19 protein-coding genes and 1 pseudogene are annotated in these 16,673 nt (G+C 42.4%); 15 read left to right on the top strand and 5 right to left on the bottom strand.

Annotated elements, in window-relative coordinates; genetic code table 11:
- Window positions 1–290 precede the first annotated feature (290 nt).
- On the bottom strand, window positions 291–614 hold the full coding sequence (locus GC102_RS28370) for a hypothetical protein (RefSeq protein ID WP_216628188.1): 324 nt from the start codon (window positions 612–614) through the stop codon (window positions 291–293).
- Between the two features lie 568 nt (window positions 615–1,182).
- Between GC102_RS28370 and GC102_RS40750 the strand changes: the two genes are divergently transcribed.
- From GC102_RS40750 to GC102_RS28330, 8 genes are all read left to right on the top strand, one after another.
- Complete coding sequence (locus GC102_RS40750; RefSeq protein ID WP_376769415.1) at window positions 1,183–1,923, top strand: transposase; 741 nt, start codon at window positions 1,183–1,185, stop codon at window positions 1,921–1,923.
- Window positions 1,924–2,016: 93 nt separating this feature from the next.
- Window positions 2,017–2,265, top strand: a complete 249-nt coding sequence (gene yidD, locus GC102_RS28360) for a membrane protein insertion efficiency factor YidD (protein WP_171692470.1) — start codon at window positions 2,017–2,019, stop codon at window positions 2,263–2,265.
- Between the two features lie 369 nt (window positions 2,266–2,634).
- Window positions 2,635–4,632 carry a methionine--tRNA ligase gene (gene metG, locus GC102_RS28355; protein WP_171692548.1) on the top strand — a complete coding sequence of 666 codons (1,998 nt, stop codon included), beginning with the start codon at window positions 2,635–2,637 and terminating at the stop codon, window positions 4,630–4,632.
- Window positions 4,633–4,754: 122 nt separating this feature from the next.
- Window positions 4,755–5,159: a hypothetical protein gene (locus GC102_RS28350; protein WP_171692469.1), complete on the top strand. Its 405-nt coding sequence runs from the start codon at window positions 4,755–4,757 to the stop codon at window positions 5,157–5,159.
- A 162-nt stretch (window positions 5,160–5,321) separates the two neighbouring features.
- Window positions 5,322–6,245: a metal ABC transporter substrate-binding protein gene (locus GC102_RS28345; protein ID WP_171692468.1), complete on the top strand. Its 924-nt coding sequence runs from the start codon at window positions 5,322–5,324 to the stop codon at window positions 6,243–6,245.
- Between the two features lie 41 nt (window positions 6,246–6,286).
- Entirely contained in the window at window positions 6,287–7,066 is a 780-nt protein-coding gene (locus GC102_RS28340; RefSeq protein WP_171692467.1) for a metal ABC transporter ATP-binding protein, read from the top strand.
- Window positions 7,067–7,119: 53 nt separating this feature from the next.
- On the top strand, window positions 7,120–7,920 hold the full coding sequence (locus GC102_RS28335; RefSeq protein WP_171643515.1) for a metal ABC transporter permease: 801 nt from the start codon (window positions 7,120–7,122) through the stop codon (window positions 7,918–7,920).
- Window position 7,921: 1 nt separating this feature from the next.
- A complete protein-coding gene (locus GC102_RS28330) occupies window positions 7,922–8,635 on the top strand; it encodes a cytochrome c biogenesis CcdA family protein (protein WP_171692466.1) in 714 nt (237 codons plus the stop codon).
- Here the strand turns inward: GC102_RS28330 and GC102_RS28325 are convergent.
- Window positions 8,636–9,038: pseudogene (locus GC102_RS28325) on the bottom strand (spore photoproduct lyase family protein); the annotation flags it as partial.
- A 192-nt stretch (window positions 9,039–9,230) separates the two neighbouring features.
- Here GC102_RS28325 and mntR point away from each other — a divergent pair.
- Window positions 9,231–9,656: a transcriptional regulator MntR gene (mntR, locus tag GC102_RS28320; protein WP_047673922.1), complete on the top strand. Its 426-nt coding sequence runs from the start codon at window positions 9,231–9,233 to the stop codon at window positions 9,654–9,656.
- A gap of 112 nt (window positions 9,657–9,768) precedes the next feature.
- Window positions 9,769–10,731, top strand: a complete 963-nt coding sequence (locus tag GC102_RS28315) for a patatin-like phospholipase family protein (RefSeq protein WP_171692465.1) — start codon at window positions 9,769–9,771, stop codon at window positions 10,729–10,731.
- Between the two features lie 11 nt (window positions 10,732–10,742).
- Here the strand turns inward: GC102_RS28315 and GC102_RS28310 are convergent, their stop codons facing one another.
- Together GC102_RS28310 and GC102_RS28305 are read right to left on the bottom strand one after the other, a co-directional pair.
- Window positions 10,743–11,000, bottom strand: coding sequence for a hypothetical protein (locus tag GC102_RS28310; RefSeq protein ID WP_171643512.1), 258 nt, complete (start codon window positions 10,998–11,000; stop codon window positions 10,743–10,745).
- A complete protein-coding gene (locus tag GC102_RS28305; protein ID WP_171692547.1) occupies window positions 10,997–11,890 on the bottom strand; it encodes a DUF1385 domain-containing protein in 894 nt (297 codons plus the stop codon). The genes GC102_RS28310 and GC102_RS28305 overlap by 4 nt, the downstream gene beginning before the upstream one ends.
- Before the next feature lie 201 nt (window positions 11,891–12,091).
- Here GC102_RS28305 and GC102_RS28300 point away from each other — a divergent pair, with 201 nt between their 5' ends.
- The 5 genes from GC102_RS28300 (at window position 12,092) to GC102_RS28280 (ending at window position 16,193) form a co-directional block, all read left to right on the top strand.
- Complete coding sequence (locus GC102_RS28300; protein ID WP_171692464.1) at window positions 12,092–12,583, top strand: YqhR family membrane protein; 492 nt, start codon at window positions 12,092–12,094, stop codon at window positions 12,581–12,583.
- Between the two features lie 80 nt (window positions 12,584–12,663).
- Window positions 12,664–13,101: a type II 3-dehydroquinate dehydratase gene (gene aroQ / locus GC102_RS28295; protein WP_171643510.1), complete on the top strand. Its 438-nt coding sequence runs from the start codon at window positions 12,664–12,666 to the stop codon at window positions 13,099–13,101.
- A gap of 46 nt (window positions 13,102–13,147) precedes the next feature.
- Entirely contained in the window at window positions 13,148–14,221 is a 1,074-nt protein-coding gene (locus tag GC102_RS28290; RefSeq protein ID WP_171692463.1) for a M24 family metallopeptidase, read from the top strand.
- Between the two features lie 15 nt (window positions 14,222–14,236).
- Entirely contained in the window at window positions 14,237–14,800 is a 564-nt protein-coding gene (gene efp / locus GC102_RS28285) for an elongation factor P (protein WP_171692462.1), read from the top strand.
- Window positions 14,801–14,936: 136 nt separating this feature from the next.
- Window positions 14,937–16,193 (top strand): aspartate kinase, encoded by a 1,257-nt coding sequence (locus GC102_RS28280; protein WP_171692461.1) that lies wholly within the window; start codon window positions 14,937–14,939, stop codon window positions 16,191–16,193.
- 8 nt (window positions 16,194–16,201) lie between these two features.
- On the opposite strand, the gene GC102_RS28275 is transcribed toward GC102_RS28280, so the two are convergent.
- Window positions 16,202–16,666, bottom strand: a complete 465-nt coding sequence (locus tag GC102_RS28275; protein ID WP_171643506.1) for a DUF441 domain-containing protein — start codon at window positions 16,664–16,666, stop codon at window positions 16,202–16,204.
- Window positions 16,667–16,673: the final 7 nt, after the last annotated feature.

Genomic DNA, 16,673 nt, shown 5'->3' with positions numbered 1-16,673 from the left:
CTTCTAAAAAGTTTCGGGAAATAACCTCAGTCTCAAGACAGAGGTTATTTTCATTTATGAAATTTTATTTATAGCTGCAATGCAACATCGATCTCGGCATAGATGCGACCAATTTTAGTAAAATCACCTTGAAAGGGCAGAATAGCCAAATGGCAATAAATTATATATGTAGCTTTGGTACTTTCAGCTACTGTGAGGAATAGTCAGCCCAGGCTACTCGTCAACAAAACGTAAATTCTGTGGTATCTACAATGAGTGAAAATGGAACAACTTAAACGAAAAACTAATAGCTAAGAACCAACAGGCAACAAGTAACAAGTAACAAGTAACAACCAAAAGCCAAGCCAAAAGCCAAAAGCCAAAAGCACCAGCCACCAACCAATAACACCCAATACCACCAAGCACCAAGCACAAAGCACAAAGCAGCACAAAGCACCAAGCACAAGCCAACAAGCACCAACAACAAACACCAAGCACAAGTACCAAGCACCAAGCACAAAGCACCAAGCACCAAGCACCAAGCACCAACAGCAAGCACCAACAGCAAGCACCAAGTACCAAGCACCAACCACCAACCAACAACCAACAACCAACAACCAACAACCAACAACCAACAACCAACAACCAACAACCAACCAATACCAATCAATAACTAATAATCATAACCAATAACCATAACCAATAACCATAACAAATAGCCAACAACCAATAATAACCAACCACCAACAATAACTGATAATCAGATCTGATATCTGATTACAATTTCAAATTTAAAGTAATTCCTCCAATATCTATCCAACTACACCAACTTCAGCCGAATCAACCAACTCAACAGTGGGGTTAACATTACTACCGTTACTATTAAAACAACCTGAATTAACAGATTGCCTGTGTTTTCAGAGCTGCCGGTGTTACCTCAGTTTCGAGTGCTGCCAGAGTACTAGTGTTAGCAAAGTTATCAAAGCTAGTAGAATTATTTGAGTTATCGGGGCTATGAGCTACCAGAATTACAGAGTTTATTAAATTGCATTTGTATATGTCTCAGAATTTCATTTCTACCAATTAATATTGCTAGCTCAAATAGCCAGAAAGCAACGTTTTGTAGATATAACAGAATTCAACTCTTTAAAATGTGAGTTCTTTTAATAAAAGAACTTCACAAAGGAACGTTTGTTTGGAATAATGAAAATAAGAACAAATGTTCGAAAATGGAGGAGAGGTGAGGATATGGAACTACAATTTACCGATGTCCAAACTCTTACGTTTCTAACAGAAGAGGAATGTGAGAATTTCTTAATGAAGATGCGCTGGTCTAATGGGTTTTGTTGTCCTCGCTGTGATTGTAATGAAGCTTTTAGAATCCGTACACGGAGATTATTAGAGTGCAAGGAATGCAGAATGCAGGTCTCTATAACTGCTGGGACGATTATGCATAAATCCAAGCTCTCATTACTCCATTGGTTCCGTGCCATCCAACTGCTATTGCAAGAAGACAAAGAGTATACGGCGAGTTCTTTATCACATATCCTTGAAATTAATTATAGAAGCGCTCAATTGATGCTTCAGAAAATTCATTATGCAAATTTGGTTAAAGAAAATAGGCTTAATTTGTTTCAGAAAGTAAGAGAATCAGCCTCTGATACTCCATCAGACAATGATCAGGATCAGGAATCTAATGAAGAAACGCTTCAAACCGATTTAAACCAAAACTCCACTAACGAGTGGAATCTGCGCTCATACTTAGAATCCAAAATTAATAGACTCAATTCCAAATTGACTATACGGAGTAGTTTGCCTAAGAATCACCAAAGATATTTGAATAACAAAAATAGATCGGGGTTTACGTTTATTAATTGGATCAAGACGTTTACATCGATCTATTTATATCCTACTTTTCTTAAGTGTTTTCAACTCTCAGCTTAGCACGAAGGCTTGAATTGACTCTGTCCTTTTTTTCAGGCATGATGGATGTGCAGCATATTTTGAAAAAACAATGGAGTAGGGAGAGAGGCTCAGTTGAAAAAGACTTTACAAGTACCTATTCATTTCTATCGGAAGTTTATTTCTCCGTTGAAGCCGCCTACTTGCCGATTCTATCCCACTTGTTCGCAATATGCATTAGAAGCAATTGAAGTTCACGGTGCGTTGAAGGGATCATGGTTAACGGTGAAACGAATTTGTAAATGCCATCCTTTTCATCCGGGTGGTGTTGATCATGTGCCGGCACGAGCGGAAAATTTATCTCATAACGATCAGTCTGCTTGACAGGCAGCTCATTTTTTCGATATATTTGCCTTAAGTTGTATATATATGGTTTCGATGAACGGATAAGTACAAACAGATACCTATAAACAGAGAGCCGGGTTAGGTGAAAGCCGGTATAGGAGTAGGTTTGGAATATGGTCCCGGAGAATAGGCCTTCGAGCTACCTAGTTTGCATTTGTGAAGCAAATGTCAAAATGGGAGTAAGCTAGCCTCGTGTCCCAGCGTTAATGGGCAAGTCGTAATCGACTTACTGAGCCCCGAGCTTGTGAAAGGCGGGGGAACCTGGGTGGTACCGCGTGAGTTCAACTCTCGTCCCAAGATGGATGAGGGTTTTTTGTGTTTTCTACTATTTGCTAGGAGGAACGAATGATGTCAACGCAAGCGAAAACATTTTACATTACAACACCAATTTATTACCCGAGTGATAAGCTGCATATTGGTCACGCTTATTCTACCGTAGCCGGTGACGCTATGGCACGTTACAAGCGACTGCGCGGCTTTGATGTCAGGTATTTAACGGGTACGGACGAACATGGTCAGAAGATTGAGCGTAAGGCCCAGGAGAAAGGGACGACGCCTCAGCAATTTGTGGATCATATTGTTTCAGGAATCAAAGAGCTTTGGGCGAAGCTGGATATTTCATATGATGATTTTATTCGAACAACCGAAGATCGTCATAAAGATGCTGTTGGTAAGATTTTTCAACGATTACTGGATCAAGGGGATATCTATTTAGGCGAGTATGAGGGCTGGTACTGTATTCCGGATGAATCTTTTTTCCCGGAAAGCAAGCTGGTAGATGGGAAATGTCCAGATTGTGGGCGACCTGTAGAGAAAATGAAGGAGCAAACTTATTTCTTCCGGATGAGTAAGTACGCCGATCGCTTGGTGCAGTATTACGAAGATAATCCAGATTTTATCCACCCAGAATCTCGTAAAAATGAAATGCTGAATAACTTCATTAAACCAGGTCTTGAGGATTTGGCTGTATCCAGAACGACGTTTGACTGGGGAATCAAAGTTCCAGGGGATCCGAAGCATGTCATTTATGTCTGGATCGATGCGCTTTCCAACTACATTACTGCACTTGGCTATGGTTCTGAAGATGAAAGTAACTTCAAGAAATATTGGCCTGCGGATGTTCATTTAATGAGTAAAGAGATTGTTCGATTCCATACGATTTATTGGCCGATTATGTTGATGGCGCTTGAATTACCTTTGCCGAAAAAGGTGTTTGCGCACGGCTGGCTGCTCATGAAGGACGGCAAAATGTCGAAGTCCAAAGGGAATGTTGTAGATCCGGTTACGTTGATCGACCGTTATGGATTAGATGCGCTGCGTTACTATCTCATGCGTGAAGTGCCTTTTGGGGCGGATGGAACATTTACGCCGGAAAGTTTTGTTGAGCGAGTCAATCATGACCTCGCCAATGATCTCGGGAATCTATTGAACCGTACGATCGTGATGATCGATAAGTACTTTGCAGGAAAGATTCCCGCATATGTTGCGGGGGCTACCGAATTTGACGAAAGTCTCTTGGAGACTGTTCGTTCTACGGTAGCGAAGTACGAGGAAGCAATGGAAAAGATGGAATTTTCCATTGCGCTTTCCGCTGTGTGGCAGCTTATCAGCCGCACGAATAAATATATCGACGAGACGCAGCCTTGGTCGATGGTGAAGGATGAAGCCAAGCGCGAGACACTTGGCTCCGTAATGTATGTGCTGGCAGAATCCCAGCGCATTTCATCTGTGTTATTGCGTCCGTTTTTGACCAAGACGCCGCAACTGATTTGGCAGCAGCTGGGCTTAGCTGCCGAGGACCTGCCACGTTTGACGGCGTGGGAGAGCGTGCAAACCTTCGGGCATCTCCCTGCTGGCACAAAGGTGCAGAAGGGAGAGCCTATGTTCCCTCGACTGGACGTGGAGGCAGAAGTCGCCTACATCGTCGAGGCCATGGGAGGCGGCGCTGCATCTAGCGCCGACGAAGCGACAGCGGCTGCACCTGCAGTTGCTGCCAGCACAGTGCCCGCGCCAGAGGCTAAGGAAGAAATCGCGATTGACGATTTCGCCAAGGTGGAGCTGCGCGTAGCTCAGGTGTTATCGGCGGAGCCTGTGAAAGGCGCCGATAAGCTTCTCAAGCTTCAGCTCGACCTCGGATACGAGCAGCGCCAGGTTGTATCAGGCATCGCGAAGTTTTACTCGCCCGAAGAGCTTGCTGGACGCAAAGTGATTTGCGTCACGAATTTAAAGCCCGTCAAGCTGCGCGGCGAGCTGTCACAAGGTATGATTCTCGCTGCTTCACATGGCGACCAGCTCACTCTTGCTACAGTCCCTGATTCGATGCCTAATGGAGCAATTGTGAAATAATAGGAGCCAAAACGAACAAACACCTCATCCCTTATTTATCCGGTATGGGGTGTTTGTGTTAGTATGGGTGTTTTTAATGTGAGTGGGGCATGATAAAGGAAACTAACCACGGAGTGAGGCATATGAATGTTCGGTTTCTTGTGAAATTAATGGGTATAACAGGAATGGTTATTCTTATATCGGCTTGTTCGATTTTCGGTGGCGACTCAAGTAAGAAAAAGGAGGATGCCAAAAAGGATCAATCGAAATCTAAAACACAGAGTACGAAGGGGAAAGAAAGTGTTATTGATCAAGAGTTGAAGAAGCAATACGAGATTTATAATGAGATTCTTCAATACAAGATTGAACAGGATACCAAGCTTATTAAACAATCAGAAGAACGTTATAAGAAATTAAAAGAGGAAAGTGATAAACCATCTGATTCTAAGGGAAGTGGGGATACAAGTAAAAAAGATTCAGGTGGGTCGAAGGAGGGAGATTCAGGTAGTTCGAACAAGACGGGGGGTGGTGGAGGTCAATCGAAATAACAAAAGCAAACCAATAACTTGCAACAGATAGGGCCATGCTGTGAATTTGACAGCTGGCTTTTTTGTTTTTTGCGCTTCGATGTATTGACTTCAATTAAGGGGACTCGTATAATCAATTCGTTAATAAAAATTATTACGATTTAGAAAATGGGTGGGTTGATTATGATGATAAGAAATAAGAGAGTTCTTTACATAGTCTTGTTGGCTATTTTAACTGTTGTCATGGCTGGTTGTGGAAGTATTGCTAGTTCTAAAGCTAAGATGGTTCAAGGCAAAGTCAATGTGGTGACCAGTTTTTATCCCCTTTATGAATTTACTCGCAATATTGGCGGGGAGTATGTGAATGCGATCAATTTGGTTCCAGCTGGCGTAGAACCGCATGACTGGTCGCCAAAGAGCAGAGACATCAAAAATATGACACAAGCCCAAATTTTTGTGTATCAAGGAGCAGGATTTGAAGGTTGGGTAGAGGACTTCCTCGGTAGTTTGTCAGCAGACTCGACTTTAAAGGTTGTTGAGGCCAGTAAAGGGGCAGATTTAATAAAAACGACGGAAAATAAAGAGGAATATGATCCTCATGCTTGGTTAAGCCCGTTAAACGCTGTGAAAATGGCTTATAATATTAAAATAGCTCTGATTGAAGCGGATCCTGCTCACAAGGATGTTTTTGAGCAAAATTATACGAAATATGCTGCGAAATTGACCGATTTGGATGCGCGGTACAAAAAGGAAATTGCTGGTACTTCGAAGAAAGAAATTGCGGTTTCTCATCATGCTTTTGCTTATTTATGTAGGGATTATGGTTTAACACAAATGTCCATAATGGGATTATCACCGGATGCGGAGCCGACGGCTCAGGATTTGAAGAAAATGAATGAGTTTTTGAAAGAACATGGTTTGAAATATATTTTCTTTGAAGAACTGGTATCAGATAAATTAGCCAAAACGTTAGCTAAAGATGCTAAAGTGGACACAATGGTACTTAACCCGATTGAGGGATTAACGGATGAACAGATGAAGTCAGGCAAAGATTATATCTCGATCATGGACGAAAATTTGAAAAACTTAGTAATTGCCTTACAATAAGGTAAGAGTAATTCCATTCTTTATGAGTCAGGAGTAAGAAGATGGAGAATAACAGTAAAAACTTTTGCCATCGAAGCATAGTATCTATTGATAACCTTTCATTCTCTTATGATAATAAGAAAGTGATAGATAAACTTCATTTCGATGTTCTTGAACGTGATTTTGTGGGTGTCATCGGTTCCAATGGTGCTGGGAAAACCACACTGCTTAAAATGCTTGTCGGTCTGTTGAAACCAACAGTTGGGGAGATCAGGCTGTTTGATCGCCCGCTGAGCCAATTCAAAGATTGGGAACGTATCGGTTATGTACCTCAAAAAAATGCGTTCAACCCCTTATTCCCAGCTACAGTAAGGGAAATTGTTTTATCTGGCATGTACAGCAAGAAGCGGGTTTATCGCCGGTTGACCAAAGCCGACCTTCAAAAGGCCGAAGACGCGATGCTTGCAATGCGCATCGAGGATTTGGCTGACCGACGTATTGGTCAGCTATCGGGCGGACAACAGCAGCGTGCTTTCCTTGCACGCGCTATCGTAAACAACCCTGAGCTGCTCATTCTCGATGAGCCGACGGTTGGCATTGATGCTGAAACGCAGGTCGGATTTTTTCGAATGATCCGACACATGCACCAGCATCATCATATGACCTTCATCATGGTATCCCATGATATGGACATGATGCAGTCATACCTAGGTACAGAGCCGCAGAAGGTAAGTGGCGGCATTAAGTTTTATGTAAAGCATACCCATGATCCGGAGGATTGCCGTGAGACGAATTTGACACACTCAATCGGCCAGATTCGTGAGATGATCGGAGTTCAATAAAGAGGAGAGACTTTGTTCTCCGAACAAAGATCCCTATATTAGGAGCGGGCATTTTGGACATATTTACGGAATACTTTTTTCAACGTGCATTAATTGGTGGCATTCTGATTGGGCTTACAGCGCCTTTAATGGGCGTTTTTCTTGTCCTTCGACGGTTATCCATGATTGGAGATACTCTTGCGCATGTTTCAATTGCAGGTGTTGCTCTTGGATTTCTCATTAACGTGTATCCTTTGGGGGTTGGCCTCGTGTTCGCTTTGCTTGCATCGTTTGCCATTGAACGTTTGCGCAAAGCCTACAAGACTTATGCTGAGCTTTCCATAGCCATTATTATGTCAGGCGGGGTTGCACTGGCGACTCTACTTTTTACCATTGGCAAAGGCTTTAATATGAACGTCATGAGTTATTTGTTCGGCAGTATTTACACATTGGATTCAACCGATTTGTGGGTTGTTTTTGGTGTTTGTGTACTCGTAGTCGGCGTAATCGCGGCCCATTTCAAAGAGTTCTTTCTTATGTTCTTTGATGAAGATGCTGCGAGTGTAAGTGGACTTCCGCTTAAATATTATAATATGATGATTACAATGCTAACGGCTCTTGTGATATCAGTCGCTATCAAAATTGTCGGAGCACTGCTAGTGTCCTCGTTATTAACGATACCAGTAGCGTGCAGCTTATTGATCGCTCGGAGCTTTAAGCACTCCGTCTTTTTAGCGATACTTTTTTCTGAAATTGCAGTTGTCATTGGTCTTGTCGTTGCCGGTGTATGGGATCTTGCTCCGGGTGGAACGGTTGTACTCACTCTTATAGCAATACTGATCGGGATCATTTTGAAAAGAGGATTGAGGATTTAATATGGATTCTGTTAATTTGTGGATTGCTTTATGGGCGGGAATTGCTTCCTTCATATCACCTTGTTGTTTGCCCTTATATCCTTCTTATCTTTCCTACATAACGGGAATATCAGTTAGTGAATTGAAATCTGGGGAATCATCTTCGGCAGTTCGGCGTCAAACGATGCTTCATACGTTAAGTTTTATCGTAGGGTTTTCAATCATATTTTATGCGTTAGGCTTAACAGCGGGCTTCCTAGGCAATTTTTTCATTGATTATCGTGATTTGCTTCGACAAATAGCAGCTTTATTAATTTTCATCATGGGATTGTTCCTGCTCGGCATTTTTCAACCTCAATGGTTAATGAAGGAACGTAAATTCAATATCAAATTTCGTCCTGCCGGGTATATTGGTTCCGTTCTTGTTGGAATGGGATTTGCTGCAGGGTGGTCCCCTTGTGTTGGACCGATTCTGTCCGCCATCCTTGCACTCGCTACGACGGAACCTGGTACATGGTTTCAATTAACGACTGCCTATTCGCTTGGCTTTGCGATTCCATTTTTTGTACTATCTTTTTTTATTGGATCTACGAAATGGATATTGCGCTATTCAAACCTGATTATGAAAATAGGAGGGGGCTTGATGATCGTCATTGCGGTTCTGCTCTATACAGGCAAAATGACGCAAATCACGCTTTGGTTAAACTCTATAACCCCCGATTGGTTAAAGTTCTAGTTACGTGAAATATTCGATCTTCGCATCAGGGAATTTATCAAAGATTTGCTCTGTGATAAATTCCCTTAGTGCGTTTGCTTGTTCATCATTGTAGACGTATTTCCCTTTCCCGTATTTTCCCCATTTGTACTTTCGTTTTTCTTCGTCCATTTCTAGGTTAAATCTTTCGTCGCATCAACAGGGAGTTCTTTATAAAGACGTTCAAGCAAAGTACTATAGCCTTCTTCCCATCCTTCATGCCAAATGATTGGTGCATAATAAAGCCAAGTGGATAACCTGCACGGGCTACTTTACCTGCGGCTTCGATTCGTTCATGAAACTTGGAAGTGCCAGGTTCGAAGTTTTTAATGACATAGTCTGCATTCACACTAAAACGAAACCGGGTATGTTTGTTGTGCTTGGCATGGGTCTGGAGAGCAATTCAGTAGACTTGATAAGCTCCTTTCACTCATATCTGTTCGATTCTTTGTTGTACATTAGTGTGCCATCGTCATAACTTGATGAACCATGGGATATTTGACCGCATCTGGGTTGATGCATTATGATAGTTAAGCAGTAGGCAGGAAATAAAGGAAAAGCAGGGGGAAATAAAGCAATGGCAACGCCAAGCATGGAAGACTATTTGGAGAGAATATATAAGCTTATTGACGAGAAAGGTTACGCTCGTGTCTCCGACATTGCTGAAGGGCTTGAGGTGCACCCCTCTTCTGTAACTAAAATGATTCAAAAACTGGATAAAGATAATTACTTGATCTATGAAAAATATCGCGGACTCATGTTAACTCCCAAAGGGAAGAAGATGGGGAAGCGTTTAGTGGAGCGTCATCAACTTCTAGAAAATTTCTTAACGACTATTGGTGTCCAAGAGGACAATATATATAAGGATGTAGAAGGAATTGAGCATCATTTAAGCTGGGATTCCATTACTTGTATTGAAACGTTATTAGAATATTTTCGAAGAGAACCGAATCGGATGGATGATCTAATGAATGTTCGTAAAGATTTAGAAGCTGAAAGCTAGGCAGGGACCGCTATTTGCGGTGCACTGTCTTTTTTTTGGGTATATAAACATACTGCCTCCGCATACATAACAATGGAAGCCCTATAGTCGATATACTAGGAGGGGTGTCGATTTGAAGATCAACGGAGTGTTTGAAGGCGGAGGCGTAAAGGGGATCGCACTGGCTGGTGGTGTAAGCGCGGCGATGAAGCAGGGGCATGTCTTCAATGAAGTCGCAGGTACAAGCTCAGGGGCTATCGTAGCGGCTCTTTTGGCCGCGGGTTATACCGGAGAAGACATGAAGGAAATGATCCTGAGAGCACCTTTCAGGTCGTTTATGCAGCGTTCACCTATTTTTAATACGAAAATTATTGGTCCGGCCGCGAGGCTGTTCATCAAAAAAGGCTTGTACTCCGGAGCAGCGTTAGAGGATTGGGTAAGTCAACAATTGGCAGTCAAAGGAATCCGTACATTTGGTGACTTGAGACATAATCAGCTGCGCGTTATTGCATCCGATATTACGCAAGGTAAGCTTTTGATTTTACCTGATGATATTGCGCAATATGGGATCGATCCACGCAAATTCTCTATCGCCAAAGCTGTTCGAATGAGCACAAGCATTCCGTATTTCTTCGATCCCGTCATGATTCGGCGCAAAATAAAAAGCTCTGCAAAGGCAGCGCCTTTCGCAGAGCAATTTTATTATATTGTAGATGGTGGCTTGTTAAGCAACTATCCACTTTGGGTGTTCGACCAGGAAACGGATCGTGAGGATATCATTCCTGTTATTGGTTTCCAATTAGTCGGTAAAAGCGATATGCCCACTCGTAAAATTAAAGGACCGATAACCATGCTGGAAGCGTTATTTGGAACGATGCTGAGCGCTCATGATGAGCGTTACATCGAGCAAAAGAACCGGTTCCGTACGGTCAAAATACCTACGTTAGGTGTGGGAAATACGCAGTTTAACTTATCAAAGGAACTCAGTATGTCGTTATACGAATCGGGCTTTAAAGCTTCCAATGACTACTTCAACAATTGGTCCGCTGAAACATATGAACAGAATTACGAGAAGTTAGTATTGCGGCGCCAATAACGCTAAGTGTATTAATGATATTTGGGTAAATCATCCGAATCAGAATCTTTACTTCCGTTAATAACACGGAACTTGGCGTTTTTCCTTTTCCCTTTGGCTGGCCCCCGACCAATCGAAGGTTTTCTCCAACGAGAAGGTGGAAATTTGTAAAGAAGAAAAATAATCCCTAACACGAGAATAGGAATGAATAAAGTTCGCAAACTTACCAGCAAACCAATCGCAATCAAAATCGCAATAGCGACCTCGATCGGGGAAAATTTTCTTCTCATGCCCGTCCCTCCAAAATTCGTTGTTCTGCTTCCCGCATACGGTTGAAAGAAGCAATCGACACCTCAACTTGACTGTCTTCAGGCTCCTTGGTCGTAAGCAGTTGAAGCCATAGTCCAGGATAACCTAAGTAACGAAGCACAGGAACTTCACGAAGCGAATTGGTGAATCGTAACACCTCGTAAGAAACACCGATGACTACTGGCAGCAATATTAAACGCTGCACGATGCGTTCGACATATCCGTCATAGTGAAGGAATGAGTAAATGACGACTCCAATCAATACAGTGAAAACGATGAAGCTGCTGCCACAACGATAATGAAGCGTGTTGAATTTCTGTACGTTACTTACCGTAAGCTCTACGCCTGCCTCATAAGCACTAATGACCTTGTGCTCAGCGCCATGATATTGAAACAATCTGCGGATCATAGGTGTCAAAGATATGAAATAAATATATCCGACAAGTAAAATAATCTTAATAACACCTTCTATAAGATTATGAAGAAATTGATTGCTAAATACATTTTGAAACAAAAACTGTTCAATGACAGCTGGAACCAGCGTGAATACGAATTTCCCGAATAGAAATGAAATCACACCTACAACTGCTACGCCAAGAATCATCGAAATATTAGAAAAGAAACCTGGTTTTTCTTCTTTCTTGGCACTGTTAGCATCCTCGCCTTCTTGTTCAGCGAAGGATTCAGCTGAGAAATTCAGATGCTGCGCGCCTTTAGCGCTTGATTCAATGATTCCCACAATACCGCGTATAAACGGAATTTTCTTGAGTGTTTGGACCCAAGGGATCACTTTCTTCGGTACTTCTAAGTAATCAAGGGAACCGTCTTTTTTGCGCACAGCGGTTACATGCACATTTTTTCCTGCGAACATGACGCCTTCAATGACGGCCTGTCCTCCGTATATACTGTTTTGTTCTGCCACAAGATCCACCTTCTTATCTTTCTCAAATTCAGTTATTTGTACTTTCTTATTGTAACGGATTCGTAGATTGAATGCTACCGATAGCGGTAGAACATACTATTCTTACCTAAGGAAAGACAAGCAACATGTGTAGAGAAAGGAAGACAATGGATGACAAGTGATAAAAAGGAAGAAAAAATCCTGACGAATCGTTGGGTATTTGCCCTTTACATCGGTTTTTTCGCAGGATTCATATGGGGAGCAATCAAAATTGTTGAGTATTATTTAAAGTTCACCAAGATTGTAATCGGTTTTCTTGTGGAGCCATTTTTCAAACATGATTTTTTGCATACTTGGCAGGGGACGCTCGTTGGTTGGGGCTTCTTCACCCTCTTTTCAATCATTGCTGCGTACATCTATATGGTCACGATGTGGAAGCTTCAGGGGCCATGGTGGGGGCTAGGGTATGGTGTTCTATGGTGGGCAGTTATATATTTACTCATTGGTCCCTTATTGGGGATGACCTATTGGATTCAGGATCTAGATTTAGATACTGTTCTTAGTGATTTTTGTTTATTCCTGTTATGGGGGATGTTTATTGGTTATTCGATTTCTATTGAATACACGGATGCAAGAACAAGACAACCTATACACAAGACATGAAAGTTATGGTAAAATAACAAGGTTAAATAGGCTTGTAGAGCCCATTTTTCAATGAAAAAATGCTTGGGAGTGATTTCCTGTTGAAAAAGGTTCTAGTCATTAATGGTCCGAACTTAAATATGCTCGGCGTACGTGAACCTGGCGTGTATGGAACGGTTTCGCTTTCAACGATTATTCAAGGTTTGAATGAATTAGCTGAGACGCTGTCGATCGAGCTTGAGAGCTTTCAATCGAATCATGAAGGCGATATTATTGATAAAATTCATGAAGCGTTCGGCACAAAAGATGGTATTGTGATCAACCCAGGAGCATTCACGCATTATAGTTATGCCATTCGCGATGCACTTTCCACGGTACAGTTGCCAACTGTAGAAGTTCACATTTCGAATATTCATAAGCGTGAGGAGTTTCGTCATCATTCGGTTACTGCGCCTGTCGTTATCGGTCAAATCTGTGGATTCGGTGCACAAAGCTATGAACTTGGTTTAAGAGCATTACTACCCCATATGCTAGGATAAACGACTCTGTCGTCCCTAAGGGACGTAAGAAAGATTGGTGATCGCAATGCAGGAAAAACGCATTGAACGTCTTCGCAAGGTTATGCAACAGCAAGATTTACCGGCAATACTTATCACGAACGCATACAACCGTACATATGTATCTGGTTTCACTGGGTCTTCTGGCTATGTCCTTATAACGTTAGATCGTGCTTTGCTGTTAACTGATTTTCGTTATATGACGCAAGCTCCTCAGCAAGCTAAGCTATTTGAAGTTGTTGAGCATAAAGCTAAAGCAATCGAAACCGTGAAAGAACTTTTACAGCAGCAAGGGATCACGAAGCTTGGCTTCGAGCAAGTGGATGTATCCTACGGCGATTTCCTAAGCTACCAAGATGGATTAGCGGGTATCGAATTGGTGCCTACATCGCGCATTGTTGAGTTGATTCGAATGGTTAAAGATGAGGCGGAATTACAGATTATGCAAGAAGCCGCCGATCTAGCTGATCAAACTTTCTCACACATTCTGTCTTTCATCAAGCCAGGTGTGCAGGAGAAGGACATCGCTCTTGAGATTGAGATGTTTATCCGCAAAAATGGAGGGACTTCTACATCGTTTGAAACGATTGTAGCCTCTGGAGAACGATCTGCGCTTCCTCATGGCAAAGCAAGTGATCGCGTGCTACAAATAAACGAATTTGTCAAATTGGATTTTGGAGCGTATTATAAAGGGTATTGCTCAGATATCACTAGAACGGTTATGCTAGGTAAGCCGACAGACAAACATAAAGAAATTTATGACATTGTACTGGAAGCCCAATTAAACTGTTTAGCCAATCTCAAACCAGGTATCACTGGCCGAGAGGGCGATGCTTTTGCACGTGATGTTATCGTAAAGCATGGCTATGGCGATTACTTCGGTCACGGTACCGGACATGGTTTAGGCATGGAGGTACATGAAAATCCACGCTTGTCGAAAACCGAGGATATGATTTTAACACCTGGTATGGTGGTTACGGTTGAACCTGGTATTTATCTCCCCAACTTTGGCGGAGTTCGAATTGAGGATGACGCAGTAATTACTGACACCGGCATTAAAATACTTACACATTCTACCAAAGATTTTCTTATTATTGACTAGCGGAGGGATTCACAAGTGATATCAGTTAACGATTTCAAAACAGGTCTTACGATTGTAGTTGAGCACGATATTTTCACCGTTCTAGATTTCCAACACGTTAAACCAGGTAAAGGCGCTGCATTCGTGCGTTCCAAACTTAAGAATCTACGTAACGGCAATACCGTTGAACGTACATTCCGTGCTGGCGAGAACGTTGGACGAGCGCACATCGAAAACCGTGAAATGCAATACTTGTACGCAGCTGGCGACGAGTACACATTCATGGATACAGAGACGTTTGATCAGATTTCCCTTTCCCATGAACAATTGAAATGGGAATTGAACTTTCTGAAAGAAAACATGAACATCAAAATCATGAGCTATCAAGGTGAAATTCTTGGGATTAACCTTCCGAAGAGCGTTGACTTGAAAGTTATCGAAACCGATGCAAGCGTTAAAGGAAACACAGCTCAAGGTGCTTTGAAAAATGCGAAAGTGGAAACAGGTCTTAATGTGATGGTGCCACTTTTCATCAACGAAGGCGATATTCTTTCCGTTGATACAGATGATGGAAAATACCTTTCACGCGCGAGCAACTAATGACTAAAGCCTTTCAGACTCTTTGGAGTCCAAAAGGCTTTTTTTCATTTCACGTGGATTTCTTACCACAGCAAGGTGTTTTTATGCTATAATATTGAATTGTTATGCACTAGTATGCGTTGGGAGTGGGTCAGCTTTGTCTCTTATAGTGATGAAATTTGGCGGAAGCTCTGTCGGTGATGCAGAGCGAATGAAGCGTGTTGCAAAAAGAATCGTAGAGCGAAAACAAGCAGGACACAGCTGCGTTGTTGTCGTTTCGGCGATGGGAGATACAACGGATGATTTGATCGACCTGTCTAAGCAAATTTACGATGGAGCTCCTCCGGCTCGTGAAATGGATATGCTATTAACGACAGGAGAGCAGGTATCGGTAGCTCTCTTATCGATGGCGATACATAATTTGGGTGAGCAGGCGGTTTCTTATACCGGTTGGCAAAGTGGTATTTATACGGAACCGGTTCATGCTAAGGCAAGAATTACGGATATTCAGCCACACCGTGTACTGAAAGCTCTAGAACAAGGCAATGTCGTCATTGTAGCCGGCTTCCAAGGGATGACTGAAGCAGGTGAGATTACCACACTAGGTCGCGGCGGGTCGGATACAACGGCAGTTGCGCTTGCTGCTGCAATTAAAGCAGATCTATGTGAGATTTATACTGATGTAGATGGTATCTACTCCACAGATCCGCGCATAGTGAAAGTAGCGAGAAAGCTAAATGAAATTTCCTATGATGAGATGCTGGAGCTTGCTAATTTAGGGGCTGCTGTTCTGCATCCGAGAGCTGTAGAATATGCCAAAAATTATAACGTTACCTTAGTGGTGCGTTCCAGCTTTACTTACAATGAAGGTACCAACGTGAAGGAGGAAGCAGTGATGGAGCAAGGAATCGTCGTTCGAGGCATCGCTTACGATAAGAATGTGGCAAGAATTAGTATTCTAGGTGTACCTGAGAAACCGGGACAGCTGGCGAAAGTATTTATCGCACTTGCCGAAGAGCAAATTGATGTCGACATCATCGTACAAAGCGGTGTGATCAGCGGTTCGGCTGATTTCTCTTTCACAACGACCCTAGCTGATCGCGAAAAAGCATTGACCGTCATTGAAAAAATTCGCGGTGACATCGGATACCGAGAAGTTACTTCGGAAGTGAACCTTGTGAAGGTGTCCATTGTTGGCGCTGGTATGGTAAGTACACCAGGCGTTGCTGCAACAATGTTCAAAGTGATTTCAGATCTTGGCATCTCTATTTCGTTAGTTAGTACGTCCGAGATTAAAATGTCATGTGTCGTTGACAACACGAACCTAACCGAAGTTATCCGTGCTCTGCACACAGCGTATGGCTTGGACACTACGGAGCATGCGTTTGTTGGTGGGCCAGAAGATCGTAGATAGTCGGATTTTCAATGCATTTTATCCGAAATAAAATAAGCTAGCTTTAATAAAAAAGCCGTTATTCCGGCTGCCATTAAAGGGCCAACCGGAATGCCGCGCATAAATATAATGCCAAATATAGAACCAATCACAAGACCCACAATTAATTGTGGGTCTATTTTTAGCAGTTCCAACCCTTTTCCATTCATATAAGTAGCAATAGCTCCGCCAAGTAGTGCGATGATACCTGGCCAAGTGGTGAATACCGATAGGATATCCTTCATAGAAATGCGCTCGCTGGCAAAGGGGACCAGTACCCCAATCGTCAAGAACAGCAACCCGAGTTCTAATCCTCTACGCTCCATTGTAGGGAAATAACGATCTAAACCAATAAGTTTAATCGCAAGTAAAATGCAAGCCGCGGTCGTAATGATTGGTGATCGTCCTATGAGTCCAATAATAATGAGAATAACTAAGAGCAAATCGCCATTCATAATGTCA

It is taken from the genome of Paenibacillus germinis (assembly GCF_013141785.1).
Taxonomy (GTDB): domain Bacteria; phylum Bacillota; class Bacilli; order Paenibacillales; family NBRC-103111; genus Paenibacillus_E; species Paenibacillus_E phytorum.
The sequence above is the reverse complement of the archived record's forward strand: the minus strand, read 5'-3'. Positions and strand labels throughout refer to the sequence as shown.